Genomic DNA, 23,301 nt, shown 5'->3' on the forward strand with positions numbered 1-23,301 from the left:
TAACTCTTCTGACAAAAAACTGAAATATAAACGTCATCAAGGACTTCTAGTATACGAACTAACTTAAGGATATCTTTTTTCGTAGTCAAACTGGATTTCACATGCCCGACACAAATTTATCAATAAAACCTTCACGTTATACATTCTCGCTCATTCAAACTGTCACCGCTGTATTTATTTCCATTCTTTTACTCGTCATCTTTTTATCTTTGGTCAGTCTCCGAGGCGTCGATCGGGTCGGGGGCCATTTTGAAGCACTTTCGGAACAAGCATTACCTCTTGCATTAAACAACGCCGAATTAACACAAAGCGTGTTGGAGCAGGTAAAACTTCTTACTTATAGCACCCAATCAACCGACCTAAATACGCTTAGCACAACAGGCAACTCGATCGACGTGTTAGTTGCCGAAAGTAACCAAACGCTAGAAGAACTCCTCTTCATATCCCAATCTTTTCCTGACGCGATTTCCGTTGAACAAAAACAAAACTTAATCGAGAACATGGCGACCTTACAATTGATGACTAGCCAAGTGTTGTCGTCACAAATTGAAATTCAGAATAAGCAAAACCTCATCGATGGCCAAGTCACTGAGTTTCGCTATGGTGTGAGTTCCATCGGACCTGAAATGAACCGTATCAGTTCTTTCCTTGTTCAGAACAACCCAGAGGCTTCCGATGCGGCTAACCGATTCACAGCGAGTGCTTCTGCAATGGCGAACACCTTCCTAATGTTGATGATGCAATCAGACTTAGAAAAAGCGCAAGACGAATACAGAGAGCTTCGAAATCGAATTGCAGGCATTAACCTCGCGTATGATGACTTTTCTGAATGGCATCCAGACATCGTAGAGTTCGCAAGCTTAACAGCGCCTTATGAGATGGTTAAATCTGGCTTTGCAGATAACGGTGTATTAAGACAAATCCTGCAAAAGCTAGAACTTGTTGAGCAACAAGAAGCCGACTTAGCAAAAGTCATCCATCTGGCCAACACCGTGATAGGGACCTTAAATCAACTATCGAACACCGCTTCCATTTTAATTGATGAAAGCGAGTTTGTGGTCAATCAGACAATTGCGACGATAGACAAAGGACTATTTATTAGTGGATTAGTGATAACGGCCATCATTTCTATTTCATGGTTGGTGTTACGTCGCTGGGTGAACAAAGGACTCAGAAACATTACTCAACAAATGAGCTTACTCGCGGAACACGATTTTTCAAAACAGAGTCAATTAGTTGGCCCATTGGAATTGCAAGTTATCGCATCAAAACTTAATTCTGTTGTCAACTCAACCGCTGATTCGGTGCGTTTGGTAACACGAAACTGTGAAACGCTTTATCAAACAGCGGAAGTCAGTCACGATGCCGCAGAGCAAACTAACTCAAGCTTACACGAGCAAAATGAATCACTTCAGAACATGATTACCACCATTACAGAGCTTGAAGCATCTATTGGTGAAATTGCACGTATTTCTAACGCCTCAAATGATGACGCCCAGCTTGCTGAAAATGAGTCAGTGACAGGGAGTCAAGTTGTTGGACTTAACCAGCAGCGACTGCATGCACTAGAACACTCTTTAAGCATGAATGAAGAATCGATGGCCGACTTAGACGGACGTGTTAAACAGATTCGCGAAATGGTCGACATGATCAGTGGCATTGCTGACAACACTAACTTACTCGCATTGAATGCAGCAATAGAAGCAGCGAGAGCAGGAGATCAAGGCCGAGGCTTTGCAGTGGTTGCCGATGAAGTCAGAAAACTTGCCAGCGATACTTCTCAGCAAACCACTAATATACGAAATATGATGAATGAATTGGTGGCAGCCGCTGACCGATCACGCGCTTCTGTAACAGAATCGAGAAGCGAAATGGCGAATGCACTGGAAACCAGTGGCGATGTAAAGCAGGCCTTCGAGAAAATCGAATTCGCGGTTAGCCAGATCAAAGGGCGTGTTGAGCAAATCATGGTGGCGACTGAGCAACAAGCACGTGCAACGGTGGATGTGACACATTCGATCACTCGTGTTTCTGAACAAGGCGAGAATACTAAGTTACAGCTTGAATCCATGATCGAGAGTTCAGAGCAAGTCGGAGAGATAGCAGGACACCAACAAGCTATGCTTCATAAATACGTGTTGAAATAAACGAGCGTGTTGAGTTAAGCCTGACAGCATAATAGTTGAAGCACTAGCTACGCTTAAATTCCTATTGATACAGAAACGCCCTTAAGTTCTCATAAGAATTTAAGGGCGACTTGCTTTGGTATTAAGCTTGGTTTGTTATGGAGACGGGTTTGTTATTAAGATAGGTTTGATCTCAATATAAACTGAGACTCAACTGAGTTCGAACCTAGTCTTTCGTTGTCGGGAATCGTGCAAATGGCTGACGTAGCATTAAGTCTAACCGTTGCTCTTTACCATCTTGAATCTCTGGAACGCCAATCTGAACGTTATCATGGCCAAGCTTAGGTTGAGCGCGATAGGTTTTGAACCAAATGTCCCACACCGATAAGAAAAAACCAAAGTTTGAGTGCGTTTCCTTAACAATGATCGAGTGATGAACACGGTGCATGTCTGGTGTCACAATCACTTTTCTCAATCGCTTATCAATCCACAGTGGCAGACGCGCATTGCTGTGGTTAAACATCGCACTGGCGTTAAGAACAATTTCAAAAATGACAACAGCGATGACAGGTACACCAAGCGCGATCACTAAACTCACTTTAATCAGCATTGAAAGAATCATCTCAATTGGATGAAAGCGAGTTCCGGTTGTGACATCAATATCTAGATCCGCATGATGAACTCGGTGTAACTTCCATAGCCATGAAACACGGTGAAACACCAAGTGCTGCAAGTAAATAGCGCAATCTAACAGTAAGACACAGAACAGAATGGTGAGTTCTTTAGGAAGTGACAGGGTATTGAACAGACCCCATTGGTTTTCTTGTGCGATAACCGCCGCTTGAAATGCTGCGATTGGAATTAGAGTGGCTAATAGAAAGCTGTTCAAAGCAACCAACGCAAAGTTATTACCCCAACGAAACCATTTGCTTTGAGTCAGTGTTTTCCGGGGAAAGCGGTACTCCCAAAGCGCACACAATCCAAAAACGACGATAAAGCAAACAAGGCGGAGCAGGGATGGGTCTTGCATGGGTATTCCTTCTATCATTCTAAGGACACTGTAAGTACAATCGTGCCACTTTTCTAGATTTATCGTTATTGTCCATGAGAATCCACGCTTTTCACCGTTTATATCAACATCGTTTATCCATTGCTACTAAGCCATTTAATGCGCGCGGGTGTAAAGTAGTGCGATGTGAGTTCTGTAAAATAAAACAAGACAGCTGTATCTGTGAACATCAACCAGACGTAAGTACGAACGTCGCGACCATGTTGATCTTGTCAGATAACGAAATATTGAAACCAAGTAATACAGGTCGATTGATTCTCGATACAGTGAAAGACAGTTACGCTTACCTATGGCATCGCACAGAGCCCAATCAAGAGATGTTGGATGTTCTAAAAGACGACAAATACCAACCTGTGATCGTGTTCCCTGAAGACTATACCGACGACAAAACACGCGTGGTTCAAGATCTGCCACAAATGCGTGACCCAAACAAAACACTATTGCTGATCTTTATTGATGGTAGCTGGCGCGAGGCACGTCGAATTTTTCGTCGCTCAGAATATCTGCAAGATTTACCTGTGTTATCGATTGAGCCTGAGTCAGTTTCTCAATATATGATGCGAAAGTCAGACAACGAACAACATCTTTCGACAGCAGAAGTGGCGAGCTTGGTTTTGAACCAGGCTGGTGAAGAGCAGGGTGCCAAGACTTTACAGCTATGGTTTGAGACATTTCGGGAAAGTTACATGTTAAGTAAGACACGTTATAAGTCAGATCCAACCAAACCGAGCCTGAATGCTTTCATAGATCATACTAAAAGTGAGAAGTCACTCTAACCTTTAACCGCTTTGTGCTGACTTGTTGTTCAAACAAACTCAAACACGGGATAAGTTTGTCATCTATCACGGTTTGTAGGGGGAGTGTTATGGATAATGCTCTTTAGTTGTTTATTTACAAAAATTTATTTGCCCGAATTTAGGGAAAAATTGGAGAGATTTCATGTATTACGGCTTCGATGTTGGCGGCACAAAGATTGAGTTTGGTGCGTTCAATGAAAAACTTGAGCGAGTAGCGACAGAACGCGTACCAACGCCCACTGAAGATTATCAACTGCTACTTGATACAATTGCCGGTTTGGTAAAGAAGTACGACAACGAATTTTCTTGCGAAGGCAAAATTGGTCTTGGTCTTCCTGGAATGGAAGATGCTGACGACGGCACAATGCTGGTTGTTAACGTACCAGCTTCAACGGGGAAACCACTACGCAAAGACCTAGAAGCGCTTATTGGTCGTAGTGTGAAAATTGAAAATGATGCAAACTGTTTTGCGCTTTCAGAAGCGTGGGATGATGAACTTAAAGACGAACCATCAGTAGCAGGCCTAATTCTAGGTACTGGCTTCGGTGGCGGTTTGGTTTACGAAGGTAAAGTGTTCTCTGGTCGTAATCACGTTGCTGGTGAATTAGGTCACATGCGCCTTCCTCTAGATGCATGGTTCCACCTTGGCGACAACGCACCGCTACTGGGTTGTGGTTGTGGCAAGAAAGGTTGTTTAGACAGTTACTTATCGGGTCGCGGCTTCGAACTGATTTATGAGCACTACTTCGGTGAGAAGAAGAAAGCGATCGAGATCATTCAAGCATACAACGAAGGCGAATCAAAAGCCGCTGAGCACGTAGATCGCTTTATGGAGCTATTGGCTATCTGTTTTGCAAACCTGTTTACGGGTCTTGACCCACACGTAGTTGCACTGGGTGGCGGACTTTCAAACTTCGAACTTATCTACGAAGAGATGCCAAAGCGTATCCCTAAATACCTATTGTCTGTAGCGAAGTGTCCGAAAATCATCAAAGCGAAACACGGTGATTCAGGCGGCGTTCGTGGCGCTGCATTCCTTAACATTAAGTAATCGTTACTTACCGTTAAGCTAGCTAAGGTTAGATAGTTAAAAAGAACAAATAAAAATGCCGCAATCTCGAAAGAGGTTGCGGCATTTTTTATTGTTCAGTGTTTTCGTTTCTTCAGCTCTTAGCTCTAATTACAAACGAAAAGCTAGAAGCTACATATCAAGAAAAAGAGCCAGAGGGCTTACTTCTTCTTTTTGCCAACGCCAAGGTTGTCTTTTTGCTTCAACGTAAGCTTAGTAAAGCCTAGCTTACGGAAATAGTTGTCTTGGTAGTTACGAACCGCTTTAGCATCAGAAATGAACTCAAGCTGCTGCTCAGTTTTTAGATACTCAGTGATGTCGATACCTTCAGCGGCTGCAACAGCTTCTTGGATCGTGCGGTGTTCTTGTTTCGAAAACAATAACTCTTTGTCTTCATCTTTATAAGTGTACAGAATGGTACGAGCCATGGTGCTCTCCAATATAATTATTACTTTGCGCGCACTCTACATAAAAACAGTACGTCACTCAAGATAATGATAGGAAATTACCACTTATTAGCCTCATGAATGGAATGTGTAATAAGCATTTTGTGGTATAATATTCGTTATTTTTTAATCTGGCTGACTTAAACGGAACTTATGAGCAATACGCTTTACCCAAAGATCATGGGAATTATAACGCGAATCCAGAACTACCCTGGAATCAAAGGATTAAAAGAAGTCGAAGACAGAATAACGAGTCTATGCGAAGCTAATAATCAACCGATCCCGGATTCAATCGCGCTTTTCCTTAAAGGTTTCACAAGCTATCGCCACGATAACCTTTCTGACGCTGCTGAGCATTATAAAGCCTGCCTAAACGTCATTGCTCCTGAAGAAATTCAACTATATGTATTTGTCATCGGGTTACTTGCGTCTACCCATAACATTCGTGGTGATTATCAATCAGCGTATGCTTGTTACTCAGAGACACTAGAAAACTTACACCTAGTTGATGACAATTTTAAGTCACTTATATTCTGTAATCTAAGTGACTTGCACTTAAGCTTAGAAAAATACGAACAAGCGAAGCAATATGCTCGTAAAGCCATTATTTCATCTCAAAATGCGAATCGCCTGTTAGATTGTGCTGTCAGCCATTTAAACCTAGCCTATAGCTGTGCACATACAAATGAGTTTGAGCAAGCGGTTAGCGCCATTATGGAAGCGAAAAGAATAGGCACCTCGCTTTCTAGTCACAGGACGATAGCTCTTTGTCATAGTTACCTAGGGCAAACCATGCTCTTGTGGGGAGGCTTCGATGATAGTGATGTATTAGATGCATTTTATCAGGCAGAAGAGCACTTCAAAAAATCGAGAGATGAGCATAATCGAAAAGAAAATTTGGTTTACTGGTTTCAATTCTTAGAAGGCATTGGAGAGCGAGAACAAGCAAAAGTAGGGTGCGCTTTTCTCGAACAGAATTTTGATCTAAAGAGTAGTTACCGTTCTTATGCTATCTATGCCCAAACTAAGGCGAAGCTCTTTCGAGATGAAGAGGATTGGTCTGGTTTAGCGGCACTTCAAACTCAGCATGTGGATCTTTTAGAAAAACACATGAGAAGTTATGAGCGCGAACAGAGCGAACGTATTCTAGAAGGGGTAGGTACCATTCAGAGTAAGAAGAAAAATGACGTTCTGACTCAAATGCAAAAATATATGGGTGCGCTCACTGATATTGGTCAATTCATAGCAACCGCTGCAGATTTAGAAAGCGTACTGCCTGAGATACTCCATAAGATAAATATGATTCTACCAACATCTGAGTTTGGGATTGCTATGTATGACGATAAATCAGACATACTCGACTACCGCTATTTTGTTGATACTCAAGGATTAATACCGAACCTAAAAGTAGTTTGCCAAGAGAACCAAACCATTGGTACGTATGTGATTCGCAAGCGAGCTACCGTTCATTTTAATAGCGCGACAGATGCGGCTCTAGAACCCTATATCGGTAAAACCACACAAGACGATAATTTCGTTACGTTTCGTGGCGAGCTTGATACTAACTCAATGATTCTAACGCCAATCATTCTTAATGAAAAATTAATCGGCTTTCTGTCAGTTCAGCATCATCTACCAAACCAATATCAGGAACACCACTGTCAGCTTATAGAACATTTAGCTAGCTTTATTGCCGTGTCGCTAGAAAATCAAAAGCAACGACAGCGTCTAGAAAGTGCGAATCAAACACTCGAAATCTTGAGTACTACTGACCCACTAACAGGTCTAGCTAATAGATATCAATTAGATAACATCACGCCAGTCTTAATACATAACGCTTACTACCAAAAACAATCTCTAGCGGTCCTTATGATCGATGTTGACGAGTATAAAGCTTATAACGATTTTCATGGGCATTTAGAGGGCGACGAAGCGCTTCGTATTATCAGTCGCTTACTTAAAAAAACATTCACAACCAAGAATGACTACCTTTTCAGATATGGCGGTGATGAGTTCATGGCGATTTGCTTCGGACAGAGTAGTGGTGATATTGAAAATAAGGTTGTCACTCTGCGAAAGATGCTAAATGAAGTCAAATTAGCAAACCCTAAAGCTCTCTATGCGGAACAATTAACACTCTCTATTGGTGGGGTTAACGTCGACTTAGCCAGTGACAATGTGGATCGAAACTTTAAAATGATTTGTGATATTGCAGACAAACAGCTCTATCAAATCAAAGAAAATGGCCGTAACAACTATAATTTGGTCGACTGCAGATTACTTAAAGTAGAGCTTGTTTAATTCAACTCTGTATACAAGCCCCCATAAAAAGAAAGCCCCTGATATCCAATATCAGGGGCTTCATCTATTTAGAGTATGTATTACTCTGAATTTGCTAGCTTAAAGTTCGCTTAAAGCTAACAATCTTGTTTATTTACACACGGCCTTGCAAAGGAATGATCGTCACCGTTTCACCGGCTTTTACAGTGTCTACCGCTGGTGAAATCTCGATTAGACAGTTTGCTTCGCTCATTGAACGCAAAATACCTGAACCTTGCTTGCCCGTCGTTTTCACTTCAAGCACGCCTGATTCATTCATCGAAAACACACCACGACTGAATTCAGTACGGCCTTGGCGTGAGCGCAGTTGTTCTGTCGCTACCGCATTCGCTTTAACAGGTGTCCAGTTGGTTTGACCTTGTAGCTTGCGGATCGCAGGCTCAACAAAGTTAATGAACGACACCATCACGGCTACTGGGTTGCCAGGTAAACCGAAGAAAGGTTTGTCTTCAATTTTGCCGTAAGCAAGAGGGCGGCCTGGACGCATGTTGATACGCCAGAAGTTAATCTCACCCAACTTATCTAACGCGAGTTTGATGTAGTCAGCATCACCAACAGACACGCCACCAGACGTCAGAACCATATCGGTCTCTAACGACGCTGAATGCAGTACATCCATCATCTTTTGTTCGTCATCTTCGATAATGCCGTAATCAACGATGTCGCAACCTAGCTTTTGAAGCATGCCGATGATCGTGAAACGGTTCGAGTCGTAGATAGAGTTTGGCTTTTGCTCAACGCCCGGTGCCTGAACTTCATCACCCGTTGAGAACACACCCACCTTCACTTTACGCAGAACAGGGCAGGTACCGAAACCTAACGACGCCATCATACCCATTTCTGGTGCTTCGATGCGTGTGCCACGCGTAAAGACAGGTTGGCCAATTTCTAAATCTTCACCGGCCATACGGACATTTTGTCCAACTGAGATTTTCGCATCTGGGAAGCTAACTTTATCGCCATCTTGCACGGCTTGCTCACGCATCACAACAACATCAACGCCATCTGGCATTGGTGCACCCGTCATGATCTTAACAGCTTCACCTTGTTGAACGGTTTTGTCGTAGCTGTGACCAGCCATAACTTCAGCACCAATGTTGTAGCTATCCAATTCAAGATCTTCACTACGAATCGCGTAGCCATCCATTGCAGAATTAGTATTCTGTGGGACGTTGATTGGCGAGATCACATCTTCAGCTAACACACGACCGTAGCCTTGCAGTAATTCAACACTCTCTGTGAGATCAAGCGCGTCAATGCTATCAACAATCTTTTGCTGACCTTGAGTAACGGTTAAACCTGCAGGAGAGAACGAATCACAACACACCGCGGGCGCTGCGTCTTTTGAAGATGAGCATGACGCTGCTTTGCCTGTTGTAGAGGAAAGGTCAAAGGACTGCGCGTAATCGATGATGAAATCACGAATCGCTTCTAAGTCGTTGATCGCCATTTGAGGTAAGTCAGATTCAACGTGGCTATCAGCAGCAATAGCAATGATGTTGTCATCGTTTTGGTACAACCAAGGTTTACCCACTTCATCACGGTGAAGCTCGATTTTAGGGAAAGCAATGTTCTTACAGCCTTCAACCAAAATCAGATCAAGTGTGTTGGTATCAAAGCGAGTCAACAGGTAATCAAAATCGGCTTCCGCTTCTGGAGTTTCAGTCATCATCACATGACGGTTACGCGAAGCTATCAGCATTTGATTTGCGCCCGCTTTACGTAAGCGGTAACTGTCTTTACCCGGCTTATCGACATCAAAATCGTGGTGAGCATGTTTTAACACGCCAACTTTTAACCCCACGTCAGTCAACAGAGGAAGTAGGGCTTCAAGTACGGTCGTTTTGCCTGTACCGCTATAAGCAGCAAAGCCCAATAAAGGAAGGTTAGGGCGTTGTTTAGAATCTTTCATTATTGAAGCGTTCCGAATTGGGTGAGTTCTTCTGGCGTGTTGAGATTAACAAAGCAGTTAGGAGAATCGCTGAAATCAACGTATTCGGTGACACACTCTTTGTATAGCAAGATGATTTTACGATCACCACGTTCCAAAAACGCTTCTAACTTTGGCAGAACACGCTTGTGGAATAGGGTGAATACAGGTTGCTTAAATTCGCCATCATGCGCGACAAGAATGTCGCTGTCTTCTTTTACTGCAGAACAAAAACGCTCAACAAGGTCGTCACTGATTTGTGGGCTGTCGCAAGGGACAAAGCCGACCCAATCTGTGCTCGCGTTTTTAAGGCCAGCATGAATGCCACCCAATGGGCCAGGGTAGTCAGGGAAAGAATCGGAAACAACCGGTGCAAATGCTTGGTAACTGTCTAAGTTACGGTTGGCATTGATGGTAATGCTGACATCTTGTTGTGACAGCTTGTTAATAACGTATTGAATAAGCGGAGAACCGTTGAGCTCAACGAGTCCTTTATCTTTTCCGCCCATGCGGCTGGCTTGTCCGCCAGCCAAAATAACCCAACTAGTTTGCGTTGGAAGCAGCATAAATATTCTCTTGTGCTTTGTTCTTTTTAATAACTTGCAGAAGCGGTGATTCAGTCAAAGTGTTGTCCTTGATCCACCACTGCTTCTTACATAAATCGGTTAACGCGTTAGTTTGGTGGCTAGTGATGACCAAACTCGCGCCTCTCTGAAGAAGATCTTCGGCCATAATCACCAATCTTTCAATAGATTCTTTGTCTAAAGAAGCACTTGGTTCATCCATAAGCAAGATTGAAGGCTTAAGAATCCAAGCACGGGCCATTGCCACGCGTTGGCGCTCACCACCAGACAACACAGAAATGTGCTCATCTGCCAAGGTTTCTAAACCTACCATTCTTAATGCATTAATTATTTGAGCTCGCTTATCTTTTTGACTCTCTTTATTAAAGCGAATGCCATAAGCGACATTTTGGTACACCGAGCCATCAAAAAGGTAAGGGGTTTGGTGGAGATAGATGATGTCTTTAAATTTTAACCGAGGAAACAGGCTATGTTGCCAGCTTTGTGTCGGAGACTGAATACGGCCAGAGCTCGGCTTGATCAATCCTGATAAGATTTTAAGTAGGGTCGTTTTGCCAACGCCATTGTCTCCTTTGAGATAAATGGCATCGTTGGGGCCGATCGACAATTCGGGAATGTGGAACAAAACACGCTCTTTGTAGCGCATTGAAATTTGCTGCGTTGTTATTTTTATACTCATGACAGCGTTCCTAAGTTCTTAAATAGCCTTTTCCTCTCACACTGGAAAGGAAAAAGTTAAGGGCTAATGCCAATGCTAATAACACCATACCGAGGGCGACGCCTTGAGCGAATGCGCCTTTGTGGCTTTCCATGGCGATAGCTGTTGGGATGTTTCTTGTCATCCCCATAATGTTGCCACCCACCATCATTGAACAACCTACTTCTGTGACGATACGAGAGAAGGCAGCAATGGTTGCAGCCAATAGAGGGAAACGAGTTTCCCAAATCAAGGTACACGCGACTCGTGTTGTTGATACGCCAAGAGTGCGCGCTGTTTCTACTGCTCGGCGGTCACTGGCCTGCAGAGCGCCATGCATCATCGCAACTAGGATAGGGAAACAGATCAGCATCTGACCTAGAATCATCGCCTTTTGCGTGAACAGTAATTGCCAGTCACCTAAAGGACCAGAACGAGAGAGCATCATGTACATCAACAAGCCAATTACCACGGTCGGTATCGCTTGTAAGGTGTTGATCACCGAAAGCAGAGCCCATTTACCGGGGAATTCGGTGTAAGCCAGTAAGAAAGCCATAAGGATTGCAGGAACAATCACTAATGAGATGGCGGACAAAGATACGCTGAAGGATACCGCGACGATTTGCCACAATTCGTGGTCAAAACTCACCAGTAGATTCATTGCATCAATCGTTGTTTGCCATAGGGTCATGAAGTATCTCGTTTGAATCGATAATAGGCTTTTATCGGTAGTGTCTGATGTTAATCATAGCTGACACAAACTATTTGAGCCTGTATTGGTCAGCGATTGTTTCTAAGCGTGAATGCCTTTAAAGCAAGACGGTTTTTAAACGTGATTATTTAGGTGGTCTCGTTGACTGTTTAGTTAAGCGTAGCGCTAATTGGTTAGGGTTAAACCTTCAACGCTACGCTTTACTTACAACCCAAGACTCATTTCTTACAACAAGCTATTCTGCGCTTGCAACCAACTATTCTGCGTTTGCAACAAATAGCTGTTTGCCGTGCAGTTTAAAGTCGTTGATCAGTTTCTGGCCTTTAGGGTTAACCAACCAATCACTGAATACTTTCGCTGCTTGGTAATTGATGCTTGGGTAGCGTTCTGGGTTAACAAGAATCACTTGGTAAGGGTTAAATAGGTTCTTGTCGCCTTGGAACAACACTTTAAGGTCAAGTTTGTTTTGGTAAGCTAACCAAGTACCGCGGTCTGTCATGGTGTAGCCTTGCATTTCAGACGCCATGTTCAGAGTTGGGCCCATTCCTTGACCAACGCTGCGATAGCCGCCAAAGTTCGGCTCCATCTTAGTTTGCGCCCAAATACCCATCTCTTTCTTATGAGTACCAGAGTCGTCCCCACGAGAAACAAACGTCACGTTGTTGTTCGCGATTGCTTTGAACACATCAGCTACTGCTTTTTGAGATTCAATCTTCGCAGGGTCGCTTTGTGGGCCAACGATAACAAAATCGTTGTACATCAGCTTACGAGGTAAAACGCCGTAACCTTTTTCAACGAAGTTCGCTTCAGCTTTTGGTGCGTGAGTCATTACCAAATCAACATCACCGTTTTCACCCATGCGAAGTGATTTACCCGTACCCGCAGCGAGAACATCAACCTTAATACCAGAATCCTTTTCGAACTCAGGCAATAAGTAGTCCAGTAAGCCTGAGTGGTAGGTACTTGTGGTTGTCGCCAATTTGATATGAGTGGTGTCTTCCGCGCTGCTAGCCGTGTAACTGACGATAGATAGAGCTGCAATAGTTAGGGGAATTGCTTTCATTATTATTATGTCCATTCTGTTATAAATGAATGACATGCCTCTATTTTTAAAGGGCTCAAAGAAGGGCATGTGCATAAGACGCTAATTGTTGTAATTAGGAATCTACACCTAATAAGCAAGCTTAATGCCAATAAATAGTGCATCAAATTTCATTAAATTGCTGTTATATCGAACAAAACTGCGTCATTTAGGCTAACAAAATGCATTAAAATATGAGCTAGGACAAAATGTCGCACATTGTCCCTGTCGCACAAAAGGTTAATTGGTACACTCTGTCCCAACTTTCCCCATCGGTTAATCATTATGTCTTTACCTAGTTCACCTGCATCGAACCTCAACCCAAACACATTGACTCAATATCAAGCGTTTTCCGTCTTGGTCGTGGACGATGAAGTCGGGATGCAGGCTATTCTAAAGAAGGCTCTGGGTAAGTTCTTTGGCAAGGTATCGAGTGCAGGATCCGTTGAAGAAGCTGAAATACTGCGTTCGAGCGAACATTTTGATCTCATTGTTCTTGATATCAACCTGCCAGGACGCTCTGGCATTGAGTGGGAAGAGGCTTTTAACGACAACGACAAACGTGCTGATGTTATTTTCATGACTGGCTATGCTGATCTAGAGATGACCATATCCGCGCTTAAGCTTGGCGCTTCAGACTTCATTCTTAAACCTTTCAATTTGGAACAAATGATACAAGCTGTACTACGTTGTATGGATAAGCGCCTTGATCAAAGAATGCAATACGCATTGAAGCGTGATGTTAGCCGTCATATCAAGACCGAGTTAATCGGTAACTCAGATAAAACCAAACAGCTTAAATTGCTGATCAGTCAATTTGCACCCTCTCGAGCATCCGTTCTTATAGAAGGTGAGTCAGGTACAGGTAAAGAGCTAGTTGCACGTGGTGTACATGAAGCGAGTAAACGCACAGGCCCATTTGTGCCAATCAACTGTGGCGCAATCGCCCCAGAACTTCTTGAAAGTGAACTATTCGGGCATACCTCTGGCGCATTTACCGGCGCGAAGAAAAACCGTGAAGGTCTATTCAGAGTCGCAAGTGGTGGCACCTTGTTCCTCGACGAAATTGGTGAAATGCCACTACCAATGCAAGCAGCGCTGTTGCGTGTGTTAGAGCAACGCACTATTCGTCCAGTCGGTAGCGAGAAAGAAATTGCCGTTGACGTACGAGTAGTGGCGGCGACTAACCGAAACCTTCAACAAGAGGTCGAAAAAGGGCACTTCCGTCGCGATCTATTCTACCGACTCAATGTCCTTAAAATTGATGTTGTGCCATTGAGAGAACGTCCATCAGATTTAATTGAGCTTGTTCCGTATTTCACTCGTCTTTTAGCAAGTGAACTTAGTGTACCGGTCCCAAACTGGGCGCATGAAGACATTTTGGCGATGAATGAATACGAATGGCCAGGAAATATTCGCGAACTCAAGAACCTAGTCGAAAGATGCATTCTTTTAGACAAGCCACCAGCGCACTATTGGCGCGAAATTAATGGCGATCCTGCGCCCACCAGCATTTCAGTGACGGTGTCACATGGAGCGGAAATACCAAACTTGAATAACGTAGACGCTGCAGAAGGTTACCCCAACACTTGGACACTCAAAGAAGTAGAAAAATCTCACATCGAGCAACTGGTGAGTTTTTATGATGGTAATAAATCCGCAGCTGCAAGAGACCTCGGCGTTGCACGGAAAACGCTAGAGCGTAAATATAAAGATTGGAACACAGAAGGCTCTGAATATGCCGATTAGACGTCATTGGTGGTCAAAGTGGACGTTCCGGTTCAAAACCATGGTGCGTTATCGCCTGCTATTTCTAACATCCGCTCCCATCATTCTTACCTTATGTGCGCTTGTCGCTATAACACTGTATTGGTCAGTACATTACACGTGGCAGGGTGCTCTGATTGATGTCGATGAGCGTTTGGATGTTGCTGACAACAGTATCCATCTAATTCAGAACCAACAAGCCTATAACGTTCAAGCATTTGCTGAGTCTTACAACTTCCGAATCAAACTTACGAGTGATATTTCAAAGGAAGAGCTCACTCGCTGGGTTTCTGAAAACAAATCTCGCTATGAGCTCGACTTTTTACGCTGGAGAAGTGTTGAGAGCATGGGGAAAAAGCGTGAATACCTCGAGCTGACACGCAAAGAATCGTTCTTTAGTGTATTGAGCCAAAATGAACTCAACGAGTTAGACCAAAACCTTGCAAAGCAAGCCGAAGTCCCAATGCTCAATAATCAAAACGTTGAAACTCGGGGTTTAGTTAGCCGGACCGTTGTGTCAATTCGAGACAAGAATGATCAGGTTATTGGTTTTCTTGATGGCGGGATCCTCCTTAATAACAGCACACAGTTAGTTGATCAGATCAGCAATTTGATCTATCCACAACGTGATGGTTTTAATCGCCGCATTGGCACGGTTACCGTATTCCTTGATGATCTACGTGTCAGCACTAATGTGCCATTAAGCAGTGAAGACAGTGCAGGGCGCGCAATTGGTACTCGCGTTTCTCATGAGGTTCATTCAAAAGTATTGAATCAAGGGCAAAAGTGGTTAGACCGAGCATATGTCTACGACGCTTGGTACATCACCGCTTACCAACCAATCCACGACCAGTTTGATAACGTTATTGGCATGCTTTATACCGGCTATCTAATCTGGCCACTCGTAGAGACGTATCTGACTAACCTTGGTGAAATCAGCATCACCATCATACTGCTGCTGTTAGCTTCAGGTTTGATCGTACACCGTGGTGCACGCGATCTTTTCAACCCAATTGAACGCATCCATAAAGTCGTAAAGCTCGTCCAAATGGGCCAAGACAAGCGAATCGGTACGTTGGGTTTGGATGATCAACACGAACTTACGTTGCTTGCGAAACAGTTCGACAAAATGTTAGATCTGCTCCACGAGCGTAATCAAGAGATTCAACAAGCTGCGTCTGAACTCGAATGTAAGGTTCATTCTCGTACCGCCAGTTTGAAAGAGAAAACGGAAGAACTCGAATTGCACATCCAGCTTCTCAACCAAGCTAGAGATAAGCTGGTGGTCAACGAGAAATTAGCCGCATTAGGTGAGTTAACCGCAGGTATTGCCCATGAGATTAATAACCCAACGGCGGTGATTCTTGGCAATGTTGAACTAATGAAGTTTGAACTCGGCGATGAAGTGGCCCGTGTAGACGAAGAAGTCCACGCCATTATGGAGCAGATCGACCGAATCCGAAACATCACACGAAGCTTACTTCAATACAGCCGACACGGTGGTGTACAAGACGAAATCACTTGGCAACATATCAATCCAATTGTCGATGAAAGTATTACGCTCGTAAAAACAGGCGCAAAAAAGAAAGGCATTGTGTATGTCTCGCAGTTGAATGCTAAAACCTCAGTCGAAGTGAACCGAAACCAATTGCTGCAAATTCTAGTTAACCTGCAAATGAACGCGATTCACGCGATGGACGGACAGGGCACATTGACTCTCTCAAGTGAAGACTGGGTGGAAAACGGTGTATCTCATGGTGCGATCGTTCATGTTGAAGATGAGGGCTGTGGTATTAAGGAAGAACAACTGAAACGTATTTTCTCGCCTTTCTATACCACCAAAAGAGACGGTACAGGCTTAGGTTTGTCCGTTTCTCAAAGTATTTTGAGCCAAACGGGCGGCGAAATACGAGTTGAATCCGAAGTCGGTAAAGGAAGTCGCTTTAGTATCTATCTTCAGCAAAAAGCCACACCCCAGTTATTAGTGTCTAACCTTTAATCGTTCATAACGCGAATAGAAAAACACCTCCGCACTTAAGATAAGTTCGGAGGTGTTTTTATTTATGGCCCGTTATTTCAAACAATTACAAGCCATGTCGAACAATTACAAGCGTCTAAAATATGAAAAGCCTAATGCGCTGCCACTGAAATCTTCGGTGGGTTGATGTTGTGCTTCTTAAACTCTTTCATCACACGCAGGGTAATGTCGGTTTCAAACAATTTCTCATACGCGGTGTCCACCACATAAGCCTTACACGTCAACTGTATCGCTAGGTAGTTGTCGGTAATCGTCTGTTTAACCAGAACCGTTACAGGCTTTGGTAAGTGTATGTAACGACTTGAAGACGCGGCTTCTTGAATCAGGTCGCGGGCTAGGGTGATGTCTTCATTCATACCGACGTAAAACGGAATCACCACTTGCATGTCCAATGCGCCATAGTTACCACTGGTGGTCACTTCATTTAAGAACTTGTTGTTCGGAATAGTAATGATGTCATCGTTCAGGGTTCTCATTCGTACCGAACGTAAACCAATGGTGATGATGTCGCCGTAGTTGCCTTCGAACGTGACACGGTCACCAACCTGAAAGGGTCTGTCAATCATCACAGTGATGCCGGCGATAAATGATGCTGCCAAGTCTTTTAGCGCAAAGCCGACCGACACGGCGAGCGTACCACCAATCAAAGCTAAAATTTGGTCGTTGATTCTAAAGCTCATCATGAACACGATAAGACCGGTGCTCACGTAGATAAAGAACTGAGTAAACGATTGCAGTTTTTGTAGCAGCATTCGATATTGCACGAACTGACTACCAAAACTGGTCACTAACGAATTGATGAACTTAAGCAACAACCACATTGCGGCAATAACGATCATGGAGAAGAACACGCCGCTCCATCGCACCAAGCTCGCTATCTTAGAGATGTTTTCTACGTTAGCTAACTCTTCCGTCGCAAAGGTCGGGAAACTGACAGCACTTGCCAAGCCAACAAATAGTAGGATAAATAACTTCTTCATTTTACTTCACCAGTAGATGTTGACGATCAAGAACGTTAGTAATGTGGCGGAACCAGTGCTCGGAAATTCGAGCCTTTTCTTCATGCCAACCAATATAACCACGACTTTCAAAGTAACGTAGAATCCCCGTTATCTCTGCCGTGCTCAGCTGTGTACATTCAGACAACACTTCCGGAGAAGCGATTTCCAGTTGTACAATAGAACGAAGTACAGCCAACATAGGTTTCGGCATATTCTCTAGTTCCTGCGCTTCAGGGACATGGAATAAACGTACTACCGCTTGATCTGTCTCTTTATTTCGGTTCAAAGAGAGTCGGAAGAAACGCAGCGCAACGGTAGGGTTGCCATCAGAGTAGTGCCACAAAATTCGATAGAAACCTTGGCGTGCACGTTCTTCTTCACTCATATCATCTTGGTCCCATTGCTTAGGGACCACTAAGCCATCAAAAGACAACGGCTTCTCAAGCTCCGTATTGATACGGCTATTTAGAAGTTCACCCACTTGTTTCTCTGTCCAACGCGGAAGGAAGCACACCAAATCAAACAACAGACGCTCACCACGCGCTCTATCCACAAATCGCCAACTTGATTTGGCGATCGATATCACGACACGGTGGTTCTTTTTAGAACGACGCAGAAGGTTGGTCAAACGAATCAAATCAGACAGACCGCCAACCATTGGTTTCACCAGTCGTTGAGCGTTATCAATCGCGATAAGGTAAGTGGTATTGCTCTTACGAAGGTGCGCTAATATTTGAATTTCAGTTGCTTCTTCTTCCAAGCCAATGCTCACGGCTAAGTGCGCTAAGAGCTCTTGGTAACCCGCGTAAGGGCAGCTTACATATACGGGCTCAGCGTTAGATACTTTGTGCAGCAAAGTATAAAGCAGCGTTGTCGCGCCCACACCACGCTCGCCTGAAACAATACAGATAGCCGGGCTGTCTGACATCAAGTAGCGAGACAGTTGCTTAACCTCGTCACCGGCATAGTCAATTAACGTGCTGTCTATATTACCCGGCAGAATGTATTCATACGTTTGATCGCCTTTGATTCGAACCAAGTTTTGCTGATTCTTATCAAGATCTGACTGCTTAGCCACTTCGATTCTAAACAGATACGCCAAAGCTTGGCTAAACAGCGTGTAATTAGATAGCAAGGCCATTATGCGGTGTTGGAAGTTGTAAACGCTCAGCCACACGATACCAATGGCTGTCGCCAATATATTAAGTAACAACGTATCCTTACGGTTTACCGCCCAATTAACCCATACCGGACGATCAGAGATGTGTTGAAGTGTATCGAAGACCTTCGCTCTCCATAACCTGAGCACTGAAACCGTAACCAATACAAACCAGAAAAACAGGGCGCTATATATCCAACTATAAATCGTGCCTTTGCCTAGCGTAATACTTGATATTTGCAGAATCACCCCCGCCACAATGAAGCTCCACACGTAACGACGGATAGTCGATAGTCGCAGCGCGATCACTTCTTGATTGGATGTACGACCCAAACGGTAGGCAAATTCCAAAATAAAACTGATGGCAATCGAACCACCTAGAATCCACCACGTGAAGATCTCAAGGAAAATCAAATGTTGCAGACTAGGGATACTAGAAAGCACTCTCAATGACAATGTGATGGCAATTAGCCAAGCAATCGCACTTTCAGCGCGGCTGATGTACCAAATGACACGAACCAAGAAAGGAGGATTCGTCTTCGCTTCAAGAAAGTTAATTCGAAACAACTCAATTAAGCGAGTGCTGTTAGCAAGCCACCACACTAAACCGAAATAGATGAACAACACTTTTAACGACGCACCAATCACAGGCACGGGCGAAATAAAGATATCGTTAACTAACGCCTTGAAGCTTCGGATTTGGAAGTATGCAAGATACTCAATATTGAGCTTAGTTAATTCCCATTCTTGCTTAAACTGGGTAACACCATAAGGGCCAAAACCGGTTAAGCGCTCTTTGTTCGCAGAGTTCGTCTGTTCTAAAAGATGTTGTTTACTGACGTTTAAGCTATTCAAAGTGACGTAACTGGTTTGAACCTCAAACCATTGATCGACGTCGTTGTTATCTCTATAAGCTTTTATCTGTTGCTCGAAGATTTTGATTTCCTGCTTTTGAACTCGCAGAACTTCAGCTAACAAGATATTGACTTGGCGTCGGTCCGACGGCTCCATAAAGAGGGGATCGGGTAACGAATCAATTCGAGCATCGAGCTCAACAGCAGAATCGGATACCTGCGGCTGAGATTGTAAGTCATATTCCAAGTTGGCATGACTAGGCCATGAGAGAATGGCTAAAGTGAGGAGTAAGAAGCGCGATAGTGAACGCATAAAAGTCTCTTAGAATTATGAGGTTAGGATTACTATAGTTAGATAATCTTACTTTGTGAAATCCAACCCCGTATCGGGGGCGAGTACTTTATTCCTGTTTCGATCGATTTTGTCATGAAATTGTCAGGGATTAGGCTAGTCTTGGCTATGTCTGTGCCTGCTTTGATCGGGTTGGTTTTACTGTAACTGATCAGCATACGATATATTCAATGGTCGGCATGATTTGGGACGTTATATCTCTCCCATTTTAGGGCGCCGTTTGATATTTTGTTTTCCCTGAAAATCAGCGGCTTTTCGTCGATAAATAGAAAATCAAAAGTGTGAGTCAGCTCAAACTATGATTTGGTTGGGTTATCACTCACTTAATAGCGGGTAATTGCAATCAAGACTTGCAGTTAAAGCCCCGAACAAGTAACGTTGCGGCGTTTTTCACATTAAAAAGGTAACGGCATTGATCTCCACAGCAAATATCACCCAACAATTCGGCGCTAAGCCACTTTTCGAAAATATTTCAGTTAAGTTCGGCGAAGGCAACCGCTACGGTTTAATCGGCGCGAATGGCTGTGGTAAATCGACGTTCATGAAGATCCTATCTGGTGAACTTGAGCCAAGTGCTGGTAACGTAAGCTACGATCCAAACGAGCGCGTAGCTAAACTAAACCAAGACCAATTTGCTTACGAAGAATTCACGGTAATCGACACGGTTATCATGGGTCACAAAGAGCTTTGGGCTATTAAGCAAGAGCGTGACCGCATTTACTCTTTGCCTGAAATGAGCGAAGAAGACGGCATGAAGGTAGCTGATCTTGAAGTTCAGTTCGCTGAAATGGACGGTTACATGGCAGAAGCGAAAGCGGGTGAGCTTCTTCTTGCGGTAGGTATTGAAGAATCTATGCACTTCGGTCTAATGAGCGAAGTAGCACCAGGTTGGAAACTTCGTGTTCTATTGTCTCAAGTACTGTTTGCAGACCCGCATATCATGCTTCTTGACGAACCAACGAACAACCTGGACATGGACACCATCAAGTGGTTGGAAGATACGCTAAACCAACGTAACTGCACAATGATCATCATTTCGCACGACCGTCACTTCCTAAACTCTGTTTGTACACACATGGCTGACCTTGATTACGGCGAACTTCGTCTATTCCCTGGTAACTACGATGAGTACATGACAGCTGCGACTCAAGCTCGTGAGCGTCTACTGTCTGACAACGCTAAGAAGAAAGCACAAATTGCTGAACTTCAAACGTTCGTATCTCGTTTCTCTGCTAACGCATCTAAAGCGAAGCAAGCAACGTCTCGTGCTAAGCAGATCGATAAGATTCAACTAGACGAAGTTAAAGCATCTAGCCGTCAAAACCCATTCATCCGTTTCGAACAGTCTAAAGAGCTATTCCGTAACGCACTTGTGGTTGAAAACCTATCTCAAGGTTTTGAAGAAGACCTATACAACAAGTTCGACGGTATTTTTGAAGTAGGTGAGCGTGTTGCTATCATCGGTGAGAACGGTGTGGGTAAAACAACGCTACTTAACACACTAGCTGGCGCTCTTGAGCCACGTACTGGTGAGTACAAGTGGTCTGAAAACTCAAACATCGGTTACTACGCTCAAGATCACGCACACGATTTCGAGACAGACATGAACTTGTTTGATTGGATGAGCCAATGGCGCCAAGAAGGCGAAGACGAGCAAGTTGTTCGTGGCTTCCTAGGTCGCATGTTGTTTGGTCAAGACGACATTAAGAAATCTGTAAAGGTTATCTCTGGTGGTGAACAAGGTCGTATGCTTCTTGGTAAGATCATGATGCACAAGCCAAACATCCTGCTTATGGATGAACCAACGAACCACATGGATATGGAATCTATCGAAGCGCTTAACTTGGCTCTTGAGAACTACAAAGGCACATTGTTCTTCGTATCTCACGACCGTGTGTTCGTAGACTCGCTTGCAACTCGTATCCTTGAAATCAAAGATGGCAAAATCAACGATTTCCGCGGTACTTACGCAGAATTATTGAAAGCACGCGGCTAAGCTTTAAGTTAGCCTTAGTTTTCAACTCAATGCGTTGGAAATTAAGCTATCAGCTATAAACCGAAAATTAAAAATTGAAAACGCCGTCATACTGAAAAGCATGACGGCGTTTTTGTATCTTGTGTCTAGCTAAGTTTCTATGTATCTATCCTTGATGGGTCACTAACTCTTTACATCAGAACTTTACAATTAGAAGCGGTTAGTGAATCACCAATCGAACTTACGCTTTTTTCCGACTGCTGATTATTCACCTTTCACATCAAATTCAATCTTCTCTGCGCCAGTGAACACTTGGAAACGCAGGCCTTTAGCGCGAGCAATGGTTGTGATACCAAATTGCTGAGCCAAATCTAAACCCATTTGCGTTACGCCTGAACGTGATAACAGAACAGGAATACCCATCTGCGCCACTTTGATGACCATTTCAGAAGTCAGGCGGCCAGTAGTGTAAAAAATCTTATCTTCACCAGACTCTTTGTTAAGCCACATCTCACCAGCCAACGTATCTACTGCATTGTGACGGCCAACATCTTCAACAAACGATAGAACCTTGTCATCTTTGCAAACTGCGCAACCATGTACCGCGCCAGCTTTCTTGTAGGTGTCGTTGTAATGGGTCAGTGCTTCTAAAGCCGTGTAAATTTCAGATTGCTTAATCTTGGTCTGAGGCACTTGGTAATCTTCCAACTGCTTCATCACGTTACCAAACATAGTGCCCTGACCACAGCCAGAGGTCACCGTCTTCTTCTTAAGCGCTTGCTCAAGCTGGCTCGTATCTTCATTGGTAATGACCGCTGCAGAGCTGGTTTCCCAATCGATGATGATAGATTCAACTGCTTCAGGGTCAGAAAGGAAGCTTTGGTTCTTCAAATACCCCAAGACTAAGGATTCAGGGCGTGAGCCGAGCGTCATCAGGGTTACGATCTCTTTCCAGTTCAACATGACGGTAAGAGGGCGTTCGCAAGCGATCTGTTTGGTTAGCTTCTCACCATATTCATCAAACACTTCAACTTCGATTGTTTGAAGTGGGTTTTCACTAGTTTTTATTATGTTTGGTTTTACCACAGTCACGTCCTACTTAATGAGATAGCGATTTTAAGAGATAAGAAGTTAACAAGAGGGTCTAACGCCGATCTTGTTCATCGATTCTTTAACTCATGCTTAAAGCAAATCTTATTCCAAAATAACGGGTATTCAGGAAAACATGAAGCATTCGATTAAAATAGCGCAAAATATGAGAGTTCACCGAGTGGAGTTGTCTGAATTTACGTGTATCGACTACG

At 43.7% G+C, this 23,301-nt stretch carries 17 protein-coding genes; 7 read left to right on the forward strand and 10 right to left on the reverse strand.

Annotation, left to right across the window (positions count from 1 at the left end):
- Window positions 1-101: 101 nt before the first annotated feature.
- On the forward strand, window positions 102-2,147 hold the full coding sequence (locus tag ACED60_RS13750) for a methyl-accepting chemotaxis protein (RefSeq protein WP_371727776.1): 2,046 nt from the start codon (window positions 102-104) through the stop codon (window positions 2,145-2,147).
- Window positions 2,148-2,352: 205 nt separating this feature from the next.
- Here the strand turns inward: ACED60_RS13750 and ACED60_RS13755 are convergent, their stop codons facing one another.
- The gene (locus ACED60_RS13755) at window positions 2,353-3,156 is read right to left on the reverse strand and encodes a sterol desaturase family protein (protein ID WP_269336237.1); all 804 of its coding nucleotides are present in this window, start codon (window positions 3,154-3,156) and stop codon (window positions 2,353-2,355) included.
- 68 nt (window positions 3,157-3,224) lie between these two features.
- Here ACED60_RS13755 and ACED60_RS13760 point away from each other — a divergent pair, with 68 nt between their 5' ends.
- The gene (locus tag ACED60_RS13760; protein WP_371727777.1) at window positions 3,225-3,971 is read left to right on the forward strand and encodes a tRNA-uridine aminocarboxypropyltransferase; all 747 of its coding nucleotides are present in this window, start codon (window positions 3,225-3,227) and stop codon (window positions 3,969-3,971) included.
- Window positions 3,972-4,134: 163 nt separating this feature from the next.
- Window positions 4,135-5,043, forward strand: a complete 909-nt coding sequence (gene nagK, locus ACED60_RS13765) for an N-acetylglucosamine kinase (RefSeq protein ID WP_012603950.1) — start codon at window positions 4,135-4,137, stop codon at window positions 5,041-5,043.
- 179 nt (window positions 5,044-5,222) lie between these two features.
- Here nagK and ACED60_RS13770 read toward each other — a convergent pair whose 3' ends face one another.
- Complete coding sequence (locus tag ACED60_RS13770; RefSeq protein WP_371727778.1) at window positions 5,223-5,489, reverse strand: DUF2960 family protein; 267 nt, start codon at window positions 5,487-5,489, stop codon at window positions 5,223-5,225.
- 171 nt (window positions 5,490-5,660) lie between these two features.
- Between ACED60_RS13770 and ACED60_RS13775 the strand changes: the two genes are divergently transcribed.
- Complete coding sequence (locus ACED60_RS13775) at window positions 5,661-7,808, forward strand: diguanylate cyclase (protein WP_371727780.1); 2,148 nt, start codon at window positions 5,661-5,663, stop codon at window positions 7,806-7,808.
- Window positions 7,809-7,941: 133 nt separating this feature from the next.
- Here the strand turns inward: ACED60_RS13775 and ACED60_RS13780 are convergent, their stop codons facing one another.
- The 5 genes from ACED60_RS13780 to ACED60_RS13800 all read right to left on the reverse strand — a co-directional run bounded on the left by ACED60_RS13780 (window position 7,942) and on the right by ACED60_RS13800 (window position 12,833).
- Entirely contained in the window at window positions 7,942-9,759 is a 1,818-nt protein-coding gene (locus tag ACED60_RS13780; protein ID WP_371727782.1) for a bifunctional molybdopterin-guanine dinucleotide biosynthesis adaptor protein MobB/molybdopterin molybdotransferase MoeA, read from the reverse strand.
- Window positions 9,759-10,343 carry a molybdenum cofactor guanylyltransferase MobA gene (mobA, locus tag ACED60_RS13785; RefSeq protein ID WP_004733776.1) on the reverse strand — a complete coding sequence of 195 codons (585 nt, stop codon included), beginning with the start codon at window positions 10,341-10,343 and terminating at the stop codon, window positions 9,759-9,761. The genes ACED60_RS13780 and mobA overlap by 1 nt, the downstream gene beginning before the upstream one ends.
- Window positions 10,321-11,040, reverse strand: coding sequence for an energy-coupling factor ABC transporter ATP-binding protein (locus ACED60_RS13790; protein ID WP_009846743.1), 720 nt, complete (start codon window positions 11,038-11,040; stop codon window positions 10,321-10,323). Before ACED60_RS13790 ends, mobA begins: the two co-directional genes overlap by 23 nt.
- A gap of 10 nt (window positions 11,041-11,050) precedes the next feature.
- Window positions 11,051-11,749 carry an ABC transporter permease gene (locus ACED60_RS13795; RefSeq protein ID WP_009846742.1) on the reverse strand — a complete coding sequence of 233 codons (699 nt, stop codon included), beginning with the start codon at window positions 11,747-11,749 and terminating at the stop codon, window positions 11,051-11,053.
- Window positions 11,750-12,026: 277 nt separating this feature from the next.
- Window positions 12,027-12,833, reverse strand: coding sequence for a substrate-binding domain-containing protein (locus ACED60_RS13800; RefSeq protein WP_009846741.1), 807 nt, complete (start codon window positions 12,831-12,833; stop codon window positions 12,027-12,029).
- A gap of 303 nt (window positions 12,834-13,136) precedes the next feature.
- Between ACED60_RS13800 and ACED60_RS13805 the strand changes: the two genes are divergently transcribed.
- Both ACED60_RS13805 and ACED60_RS13810 read left to right on the forward strand, forming a co-directional pair.
- A complete protein-coding gene (locus ACED60_RS13805) occupies window positions 13,137-14,600 on the forward strand; it encodes a sigma-54-dependent transcriptional regulator (protein ID WP_371695089.1) in 1,464 nt (487 codons plus the stop codon).
- On the forward strand, window positions 14,590-16,617 hold the full coding sequence (locus ACED60_RS13810) for a cache domain-containing protein (RefSeq protein WP_371727783.1): 2,028 nt from the start codon (window positions 14,590-14,592) through the stop codon (window positions 16,615-16,617). Before ACED60_RS13805 ends, ACED60_RS13810 begins: the two co-directional genes overlap by 11 nt.
- Window positions 16,618-16,748: 131 nt before the next feature.
- On the opposite strand, the gene ACED60_RS13815 is transcribed toward ACED60_RS13810, so the two are convergent.
- A complete protein-coding gene (locus ACED60_RS13815) occupies window positions 16,749-17,636 on the reverse strand; it encodes a mechanosensitive ion channel family protein (protein ID WP_009846738.1) in 888 nt (295 codons plus the stop codon).
- A gap of 1 nt (window position 17,637) precedes the next feature.
- Window positions 17,638-19,983, reverse strand: coding sequence for an ATP-binding protein (locus tag ACED60_RS13820; protein WP_371727784.1), 2,346 nt, complete (start codon window positions 19,981-19,983; stop codon window positions 17,638-17,640).
- Between the two features lie 451 nt (window positions 19,984-20,434).
- On the opposite strand from ACED60_RS13820, the gene ACED60_RS13825 reads away from it, so the two are divergent.
- Window positions 20,435-22,018: an ABC-F family ATPase gene (locus ACED60_RS13825; RefSeq protein WP_017103159.1), complete on the forward strand. Its 1,584-nt coding sequence runs from the start codon at window positions 20,435-20,437 to the stop codon at window positions 22,016-22,018.
- Window positions 22,019-22,261: 243 nt separating this feature from the next.
- Here ACED60_RS13825 and fdhD read toward each other — a convergent pair whose 3' ends face one another.
- Window positions 22,262-23,083 (reverse strand): formate dehydrogenase accessory sulfurtransferase FdhD, encoded by an 822-nt coding sequence (fdhD, locus tag ACED60_RS13830; protein WP_009846735.1) that lies wholly within the window; start codon window positions 23,081-23,083, stop codon window positions 22,262-22,264.
- Window positions 23,084-23,301: the final 218 nt, after the last annotated feature.

Origin of the sequence: Vibrio sp. 1F279 (genome assembly GCF_041439815.1) — a bacterium.
GTDB classification, from domain to species: domain Bacteria; phylum Pseudomonadota; class Gammaproteobacteria; order Enterobacterales; family Vibrionaceae; genus Vibrio; species Vibrio tasmaniensis_A.

Excerpts from the sequence above, each read along its gene's own strand:
- ACED60_RS13750 (WP_371727776.1), top strand. The coding sequence starts at position 102 with ATGCCCGACACAAATTTATCAATAAAACCTTCACGTTATACATTCTCG.
- ACED60_RS13755 (WP_269336237.1), bottom strand. The coding sequence starts at position 3,156 with ATGCAAGACCCATCCCTGCTCCGCCTTGTTTGCTTTATCGTCGTTTTT.
- nagK (WP_012603950.1), top strand. The coding sequence starts at position 4,135 with ATGTATTACGGCTTCGATGTTGGCGGCACAAAGATTGAGTTTGGTGCG.
- ACED60_RS13770 (WP_371727778.1), bottom strand. The coding sequence starts at position 5,489 with ATGGCTCGTACCATTCTGTACACTTATAAAGATGAAGACAAAGAGTTA.
- ACED60_RS13775 (WP_371727780.1), top strand. The coding sequence starts at position 5,661 with ATGAGCAATACGCTTTACCCAAAGATCATGGGAATTATAACGCGAATC.
- ACED60_RS13780 (WP_371727782.1), bottom strand. The coding sequence starts at position 9,759 with ATGAAAGATTCTAAACAACGCCCTAACCTTCCTTTATTGGGCTTTGCT.
- mobA (WP_004733776.1), bottom strand. The coding sequence starts at position 10,343 with ATGCTGCTTCCAACGCAAACTAGTTGGGTTATTTTGGCTGGCGGACAA.
- ACED60_RS13790 (WP_009846743.1), bottom strand. The coding sequence starts at position 11,040 with ATGAGTATAAAAATAACAACGCAGCAAATTTCAATGCGCTACAAAGAG.
- ACED60_RS13795 (WP_009846742.1), bottom strand. The coding sequence starts at position 11,749 with ATGACCCTATGGCAAACAACGATTGATGCAATGAATCTACTGGTGAGT.
- ACED60_RS13800 (WP_009846741.1), bottom strand. The coding sequence starts at position 12,833 with ATGAAAGCAATTCCCCTAACTATTGCAGCTCTATCTATCGTCAGTTAC.
- ACED60_RS13805 (WP_371695089.1), top strand. The coding sequence starts at position 13,137 with ATGTCTTTACCTAGTTCACCTGCATCGAACCTCAACCCAAACACATTG.
- ACED60_RS13810 (WP_371727783.1), top strand. The coding sequence starts at position 14,590 with ATGCCGATTAGACGTCATTGGTGGTCAAAGTGGACGTTCCGGTTCAAA.
- ACED60_RS13815 (WP_009846738.1), bottom strand. The coding sequence starts at position 17,636 with ATGAAGAAGTTATTTATCCTACTATTTGTTGGCTTGGCAAGTGCTGTC.
- ACED60_RS13820 (WP_371727784.1), bottom strand. The coding sequence starts at position 19,983 with ATGCGTTCACTATCGCGCTTCTTACTCCTCACTTTAGCCATTCTCTCA.